The organism is Flavobacterium sp. (genome assembly GCF_040402895.1).
GTDB lineage: Bacteria > Bacteroidota > Bacteroidia > Flavobacteriales > Flavobacteriaceae > Flavobacterium.
On sequence record NZ_JBBALR010000016.1, the window covers coordinates 1 to 8,643 of the forward strand.

Annotated in this window: 8 protein-coding genes, 1 tRNA gene and 1 pseudogene; all 10 read left to right on the forward strand. The window is 34.6% G+C overall.

All coding sequences use genetic code 11. From position 1 onward, the window contains the following. A partial coding sequence (locus tag ABWP60_RS09255) for a 3-methyl-2-oxobutanoate hydroxymethyltransferase (protein WP_353151709.1) occupies window positions 1-126 on the forward strand: 126 nt, incomplete at its 5' end. A gap of 100 nt (window positions 127-226) precedes the next feature. Further along, a complete protein-coding gene (locus ABWP60_RS09260; RefSeq protein ID WP_353151695.1) occupies window positions 227-916 on the forward strand; it encodes an RluA family pseudouridine synthase in 690 nt (229 codons plus the stop codon). Window positions 917-1,030: 114 nt separating this feature from the next. Next, complete coding sequence (tpx, locus tag ABWP60_RS09265; RefSeq protein WP_353151697.1) at window positions 1,031-1,525, forward strand: thiol peroxidase; 495 nt, start codon at window positions 1,031-1,033, stop codon at window positions 1,523-1,525. A 7-nt stretch (window positions 1,526-1,532) separates the two neighbouring features. Next, window positions 1,533-1,907, forward strand: a complete 375-nt coding sequence (locus ABWP60_RS09270; RefSeq protein ID WP_353151699.1) for a diacylglycerol kinase family protein — start codon at window positions 1,533-1,535, stop codon at window positions 1,905-1,907. Window positions 1,908-1,913: 6 nt separating this feature from the next. Further along, window positions 1,914-4,376: a DNA translocase FtsK gene (locus ABWP60_RS09275; RefSeq protein ID WP_353151701.1), complete on the forward strand. Its 2,463-nt coding sequence runs from the start codon at window positions 1,914-1,916 to the stop codon at window positions 4,374-4,376. Window positions 4,377-4,391: 15 nt separating this feature from the next. Continuing rightward, window positions 4,392-5,054, forward strand: coding sequence for an outer membrane lipoprotein periplasmic chaperone LolA1 (gene lolA1 / locus ABWP60_RS09280; protein WP_353151703.1), 663 nt, complete (start codon window positions 4,392-4,394; stop codon window positions 5,052-5,054). Window positions 5,055-5,081: 27 nt separating this feature from the next. Further along, a complete protein-coding gene (locus ABWP60_RS09285; protein ID WP_353151705.1) occupies window positions 5,082-6,569 on the forward strand; it encodes an LptF/LptG family permease in 1,488 nt (495 codons plus the stop codon). After that, on the forward strand, window positions 6,559-7,689 hold the full coding sequence (ribB, locus tag ABWP60_RS09290; protein ID WP_353151707.1) for a 3,4-dihydroxy-2-butanone-4-phosphate synthase: 1,131 nt from the start codon (window positions 6,559-6,561) through the stop codon (window positions 7,687-7,689). The genes ABWP60_RS09285 and ribB overlap by 11 nt, the downstream gene beginning before the upstream one ends. Window positions 7,690-7,824: 135 nt before the next feature. Beyond that, window positions 7,825-7,909 (forward strand) — tRNA-Ser (locus ABWP60_RS09295). Window positions 7,910-8,177: 268 nt separating this feature from the next. Then, window positions 8,178-8,643, forward strand: a pseudogene (locus ABWP60_RS09300) (site-specific integrase); the annotation flags it as partial.

Consider the following 8,643-nt stretch of genomic DNA (forward strand, 5'->3'; position numbering starts at 1 on the left):
CACGAATTTAGTCCAAGATTCTTACGCAGATATATGAATTTATTTGAAGATATGACGAAAGCAATCGGGCAATATGTAACTGATGTAAAATCTGTTGATTTTCCTAATGCGAATGAACAATATTAGTGATTAGTGACAAGTAATTAGTAAGTAGTTTTTCTGCTAATTATTTATAACAATCACTATTTACTAATTACTATTAACTTATCACTTACACCCCATACAAATGAAAATAGTTTCCGATTCAAAAAATCTTCAAATTCTTCACGAAGACAATCACATAATAGTAGTAAATAAACGAGTAGGAGATATCGTACAAGGAGATAAAACCGGAGATGAGCCATTATCAGATATTGTAAAATCGTATTTAAAAGTGGCTTACGACAAACCGGGTGAGGTGTTTTTAGGTGTGGTACATCGTTTGGATCGACCAACAACAGGAATTGTGGTATTTGCTAAAACATCAAAAGCATTAACTCGTTTGAACGAAACGTTTAAAAACAGAGAAACGCAAAAAACCTATTGGGCTATTGTAAAGAATGCGCCGCCAAAATCGGAAGATACTTTAGTGCATTTTCTACGAAGAAATACTAAAAATAACACCTCTAAAGCCCATTTAAAAGAGGTTCCAGAGGCTAAAGAAGCTAAATTATCCTATAAAATTATTAAGAAATTAGATAATTATTACGCTTTAGAAATTGATTTACATACCGGACGGCATCATCAAATTAGAGCCCAACTTACTGCTGTAGGTTGCCCAATTAAAGGCGACTTAAAATACGGATTTGATAGAAGTAATCCCAACGGAGGTATTCATTTACACGCAAGAAAATTAGTATTAACGCATCCTGTTACTAAAGATCTAGTAGAAATTATCGCTCCAGTACCTGAAGATGTATTGTGGAAGTTAGTTTAAGTGTGTCCTAAAGTCGAAAGTCGAAAGTCGAAAGTCCCAAATCATAAATAAACTTTACTAATTCATATTAGGCAAATTATTTTTTTGTATTTTTGAACCTTAAAATTTAAAACTATGTCAACAGTTACTTTAGGAGGAAATCCTGTAAACACAAATAATGCTTTACCAGCTATTGGTTCTGCTGCACCACAATTTCAATTAGTAGGAAACGATTTGTCTGAAATTTCTTTACAAGATTTTAAAGGACAACGTGTCATCTTAAATATTTTTCCAAGTATTGATACGCCTACTTGCGCTACTTCAGTACGAACGTTTAATAAAATGGCTAACGATTTAACGAACACTAAAGTATTATGTATTTCTAAAGATTTGCCATTCGCTCAAAAGCGTTTTTGTGGTTCGGAAGGATTAGAAAACGTGGTAAATTTGTCAGATTTTAGAGATGGAAGTTTTGGAAATGACTATGGCGTAACGTTAATTGATTCTGTTTTAAAAGGATTACATGCCAGAGCTATTGTTGTAATTGATGAAAATGGAAACGTTACCTATTCTGAATTAGTTAGTGAAATTGCTAACGAACCAAATTACGAAGCCGCTTTAAACGCATAAAAATAACATGATTCAAGATAAAAGATTTTTTTCTGGTAGAGTTAAAAGTGTTGGCTTTGCTGTAAAAGGCGCCTTAAAATTAGTTGCTACAGAACACAGCATAATGGTACAATTTTCAATTATGTTGTTAATGATTTTTGCAGGATTTTATTTTCATATCAGTCGAGAAGAGTGGATGTTGCAAATATTAGCTTTTGGTTTGGTTTTAGGTATAGAAGGTGTCAACACGGCTGTAGAAAAAATAGCAGATTTTATTCATCCTGAATTTCATGATAGAATTGGTTTCATTAAAGATATTTCCGCTGGTGCCGTTTTATTTGCGGCAAGTAGCGCGTTAACCGTTGGCGCATTAATTTACGTGCCTAAACTATTTAATTTATAGAGATTAATGGCAAAGAAAGAATCAACAAGCGCTTCAGATAAGAAACTTAGTACTTCAATATTTAAAACCTCACGAGGACAAAAGTTCGTTGTAGGTTTTTTCTTTGTTATTATCGCATTGTTTTTATTATTATCTTTTATATCCTATTATATATCAGGTAGTAACGACCAAAGTCAAATAAATGAATTGACCAATAGAAACGTAGTCGTTGAAAATTGGTTGGGTAAAATAGGGGCTTGGTTAGCAGATTTCTTCTTGTATAAAGGTTTTGGTATCGCTTCTTTCTTATTTGTAAAAATTTTCTTTTTAATTGGTGCGTACTTACTTATCGATTTGCCATTAAGTAAAATTAAAAAATCTACTTTTTGGGATTTGTATGCTATTATTACCATTTCTTTATTTTTTGGACTAATTTGGGACTATGTTCCTCATTTATCTGGAGTAATTGGTTTCGAATTGCATGATTTAATTCGAGATTATGCTGGGGATATTGGAACGATTATGGTTTTAATTTTCAGTGTGGTGGTATTTTTAATATTTAGAATTAAAGTTTCTCCAGATAAGTTAAAAGATTATTTAGATGCGAAACCTTCGCCTGTTCCTGTTGTCGATGAAAATAGTATGGAAAGCGAAATAGGAACTACTGCACTTTCAGATGTTGAAGAGGTAGCAAAAGAAGAAACTCCCATTTTAAAAAAAAATCCTATAATTGAAGATACGGATCAGTCCTGGACGAACATGCAAGTCATAGACCGTGACGCGCCTTCAACTTTTGAAATTGATAAAACTACTTTAAAGCCCACTATCCAACATGCCTCTGAGATTAATTTAGAACCACAACCAGAAATAATTCCAAAACAACCTGAAATTATTGAAACGGAAGATGCTTCTTTTATTATTGAAAAACCGGAAGAGGAGGATATTGTAGAAGAAAGAATTGCCCAACGTTTGGTACAAGATTTCGGGGAATTTGATCCTACTTTAGAATTGTCAAACTTTCAAATGCCTTCTATTGAATTGCTGAAAGATTATTCGGGAGTGGGGATTACTATTAATCAAGCGGAATTAGAGGAAAATAAAAATAAGATTGTAGATACCTTAAAGAACTACAAAATAGAAATTGCTCAAATTAAAGCTACTGTAGGCCCTACAGTTACGTTATATGAAATTGTTCCTGAAGCGGGTATTAGAATTTCTAAAATTAAGAGTTTAGAAGATGATATTGCCTTGTCGTTATCGGCATTAGGTATTCGTATCATTGCGCCCATTCCTGGTAAAGGTACTATTGGAATTGAGGTTCCAAATGCCAATCCATCCATGGTTTCTATGAAGAGTGCGATTGCTTCGCCTAAATTTCAACAAGCTGAAATGGAATTGCCTATTGCTTTAGGAAAAACCATTTCAAATGAAACGTTGGTAGTGGATTTGGCTAAAATGCCACACTTATTGATGGCAGGAGCAACAGGACAAGGTAAATCGGTAGGATTAAATGCCGTTTTGACTTCGTTATTATACAAAAAACATCCAGCGGAAGTGAAGTTTGTATTGGTGGATCCGAAGAAAGTAGAATTGACCCTTTTCAATAAGATTGAACGTCATTATTTGGCCAAACTTCCTGATACGGATGAGGCGATTATTACCGATAATGCGAAAGTAATTAATACGTTAAACTCGTTATGTTTGGAAATGGATAATCGTTATTCTTTGCTTAAAGATGCGATGGTGCGTAACATTAAAGAGTATAATGAGAAATTTAAACAACGAAAACTAAATCCAGAAAATGGGCACCGTTTTTTACCCTATATTGTTTTAGTGGTAGATGAGTTTGCCGATTTAATTATGACGGCGGGTAAAGAAGTAGAACTGCCTATCGCGCGTTTGGCGCAATTGGCTCGTGCTATTGGAATTCATTTGATTATTGCTACGCAGCGTCCGTCTGTGAATGTAATTACGGGTATGATTAAAGCCAATTTCCCAGCAAGAATTGCTTTTAGAGTAACGTCTAAAATTGACTCCAGAACCATTTTAGATTCAGGGGGTGCAGATCAGTTGATTGGTAGAGGGGATTTGTTGTTTTCTAATGGGAATGATTTAATTCGTGTGCAGTGTGCCTTTGTAGATACGCCAGAAGTAGAACGTATTTGTGATTTTATTGGTTCGCAAAAAGCGTATGCCGATGCCTATTTACTGCCAGATTATGTGGGCGAGGATAGTGGCATAAAACTTGATATGGATATATCAGAACGCGATTCTTTATTTAGAGATGCGGCTGAGGTAGTGGTTTCGGCACAACAAGGTTCGGCATCCTTAATTCAAAGAAAATTAAAATTAGGATATAACCGAGCAGGACGAATTATAGACCAGTTAGAAGCCGCAGGTATTGTGGGCCCTTTTGAAGGTAGCAAAGCCCGACAAGTTTTAATTACGGATATGAATTCCCTAGAAATATTTTTTAAGAACGAACAATAGATTGAATACAATATAATGAAAAAATTAGTTACATTATCGGTTATTGCCCTATTTTTAGTCGCATTTACAACTGGAGAAAACAACCCACCAAAAGAGAAAAATGCGGGTAAAGCGTTATTAGATAAAGTAGTTATCAAGGCCAAATCGTATAAAAATATGGTGATTGACTTTAAGTATGCTATAAATAACACCGCAGAGAAAATTAATCAGGAGAGTACCGGAAAGGTTATGTTACAAGGTAACAAATATCATTTGTCATTTATGGGCGTTACTAAAATATTTGATGGAAAGAAAATATACACCATTGTTCCAGAAGATGAAGAAATAACGGTTTCTAATCATGATGAGAATGATACTAATGCTATGTCGCCAAACAAGATATTTACCTTCTTTAAAAAAGGATTTAAATTCGCAATGGACATCAAACAACCTATGGCGGGTAAAACCATTCAATATGTAAAGCTTACGCCTTTAAGTGTGAAGGATAAACGAAAAGAAATCTTAATTGGTATTGATACTAAAACCAATCATATTTATAACCTAATTGAAGTAGGTAAAAATGGTACTAGAACCACTTTAACAGTTTCTTCGTTTAAATTTAACCAAACGTTGGCAAAAAATCAGTTTACCTTTGTAAAAGCTAAATATCCAAATTATTATATTAATAAAGCGGATTAATCTGTAGCTTTTACGTATAACCACTACATGAAAATAATTGATAAATATTTATTAAAATCCTTCCTGATTACATTTGCCACGGTATTTGTAATCCTTTTTTTTATTTTCGTTTTGCAAAGTATTTGGTTGTTTATTGCCGAATTAGCAGGAAAGGATTTGGATTTTATGACCATTTTAAAATTCATTTCTTTTTATTCACCAATTATGGTGCCTTTGGTGTTGCCTTTGTCTATTTTATTGGCATCTATTATGACTTTTGGAAGCTTTGCAGAAAACTATGAGTTTGCAGCTATGAAATCGGGAGGTATTTCTTTGGAAAGAGCTATGCGGTATTTAATTGTTTGCACCGTTTTGTTTAGTGGTATTGCCTTTTTATTTGCTAATAGTATTATTCCTGAAGCCCAATTTCGTTTTATAAATTTAAGAAAAACCATTGTTCAAACCAAACCAGCTATGGCGATTGGTGAAGGACAATTTAGTAAAATTGGTACCACTACCTCAATTTATGTAGAAAAGAAATCAGGTGAGAATGGTTCGTTTTTAGAGGGGGTTACAATGCATATGAAGAAAGGGGAGTTTGGTTCAGTTACTACCGTTATTAAAGCCAAAAAAGGGGTTTTGAAAAGTGATGAATCTACCAATTTATTGCAGTTGGATTTATTTGATGGAAATTATTACGAAGACATACAGCCTAAAAAGTTTGAAGAACGCGACAAGCTGCCTTTTGCAAAAAGTAGTTTTAAGAAATATACGGTTACAATAGATTTAGCTAAACTAAATGCAAATGCCAACGAAGGAAACGATTTGATAAACACCTACAATATGCTAAACATGAGCGAATTGAAATATACTATTGATTCGTTACAAACGACTTTTAACAAAGATGTTACCGCGTACAGTGATAACTTGGACAAAAGTGCCGAAAGTCTTGCTATGGTGTATAATGTGCCAGTGTCTTCTTCTGTAGTGGTACCTAAGACGACCAAATTAACTGGCGATTTAGTTGATTTGTTTCCAACAGATAAAAAAACGTTGGTGTTAGATGTAGCCAAAAACAATATCAACAATACCATTTTTACTTTAGATGGGTATAAAACCGATTTGGAGTTTAAACAAAACAATATTAACGACCACTGGATTGGGTATTACGATAAAATACTAATTGCCTATTCGTGTTTGTTGATGTTTTTTATCGGTGCGCCTTTGGGTGCTATAATTAGAAAAGGGGGTCTTGGATTGCCTATCGTATTTGCGGTATTAATTTTTATTACATTTAATTTTGCTAATACGTTTGGAAAAAAATTAGCCGGACAAGACGCGCTTCATCCCTTTATAGGAACGGCAGCGGGTGCTTTAATACTAACTCCTTTTGCCATCTTATTTACCTACAGAGCTACCAATGATATGGGATTAACTATCGATTTAGATTGGCTGATTGTACCCATTAAAAAATTGCTAACGAAACGAAATACTAATTCGCTACCTAGCGAAAACATAACAACTAATGAGTCATAAAATACAACTGAATACCATTGAAGAAGCCATTGAAGATATCCGTCAGGGTAAAATGATTATTGTGGTAGATGATGAAGACAGAGAGAATGAAGGAGATTTTTTAGCGGCTGCTGATAAAGTAACGCCAGAAATGATCAACTTTATGGCTACGCACGGAAAAGGGCTTATTTGTGTGCCTTTAACCGAATCGAGATGTAAGGAATTGGAATTGCATACCATGGTAACCAACAATACCGATAATATGGAAACGGCCTTTACGGTTTCTGTAGATTTAAAAGGAAATGGGGTTACTACAGGTATTTCTGCGGCGGATCGTGCTAAAACTATTGAAGCCTTGGTGCATCCTGATACCAAACCATACGAATTGGGACGACCAGGACATATATTTCCTTTAATTGCCAGACAAGGCGGCGTGTTACGAAGAACTGGGCATACCGAAGCGGCTATTGATTTTGCTCGTTTGGCTGGGTATTCTTCTGCAGGTGTCATTTGCGAGATTATGAATGAGGATGGTACGATGGCACGTTTACCAGAATTGGTAGAAGTGGCTAAGAAGTTTGATTTGAAATTGGTTTCTATTGAAGACTTAGTGGCTTACAGAATGCAACACGACAGTTTGATTAAGAAAAAAGAAGATTTTGAAATACAAACTCGTTTTGGTACGTACCGTTTGCGTGCGTATTTGCAAGTGACCAACAAACAGGTGCATATTGCCTTAACCAAAGGAAGTTGGAGTATGGGTGAACCCATTTTGACACGCATTAATTCTACGCAAGTAACCAATGATATCTTGGGAAGTTTAACCGATACGTTCCACAAAAAGTTAGAAGATATCTTCAAGAAATTTGAATCGTATGAGAAGTGTGCGATTTTATTTATCAATCAGGAAATGCAATCGGTGGAATTATTAGATCGTTTGTCGGAATTGAAACGCTTGCAAGCGGCTGGTGATTTTTCTACCCCAAAAATTACTATTGATACCAAAGACTTTGGTATTGGTGCCCAGATATTACATGATATAGATGTTACTAAGATTAAGTTATTAACCAATTCGTACCAAAACAAACGCGTGGGAATGATTGGTTACGGCTTAGAAATAACCGAATATTTGAATTATTAAATTTAAAGTAAGGGAGTAAATAGTGACTATCAGGTATTTAATAAAAACTTACAAAAAAAGTAATGCAATTGTTTTTTTAATAGAAAAAACCTTTTATATTTGCACTCGCAATACGAAAGTAGTGCACGTCTTATTGGAGAAATGGCAGAGCGGTCGAATGCGGCAGTCTTGAAAACTGTTGACTGTAACAGGTCCGGGGGTTCGAATCCCTCTTTCTCCGCGAAAGCGATGTTTCAAAAGAAACATAAAAAGTAAAAACACCTTTAAAACCAAGCGTTTTAGAGGTTTTTTCATTTTTAGACCCTAGTCAAAAAACACCTATTTTATCATCATTTAGTGTGCCTATAGGTGTACCCATGGTAAAATAGGGCAAAAGGGGTACACTAACAGGTACACTAAAATGAAAAAGTTCACCTAAAGTTCACCTAGAAATCAGCTTGTTACATTTTAATTCTGCGGAGATTTGTAGAAATTTAAACGTGAATAAAATGATAAAAATTATGTATTTTTTGCGACACGCAAAAACAAAGGTAAATGGTGAAATTCCAATTTATGTAAAAGTAGAGTTAGGCAAAGATAGCTTCACTCTTAGTACGGGTAAATCTGTTTCAAATGAAGTATGGGAACATACCAAACATTTACGGATTTACGTCAAAACGGCTAAAGATAAAGTTACTAAAGAAGCCCTTGAGGTGCTTAGTAATAAAATCCTAGTTACTTACTCCAAACTCGAGCGCGAGCTACTCGATATTACCGCTCAGGATTTAAAAGCAATTTTATTAGGTAAAAGTTTAAAAGAGAAACCTACGATATTACATATCATAGATTTTCATAACGAGCATTTTGCTAAATTAGTTGGTATTGGCGAACGCGCACCAGCCTCCCTTCAAAAGTACCGACGCGTAAAAGATATTATTGGGGATTTCAATAAAAGGTATTATGGTAAACCTGATT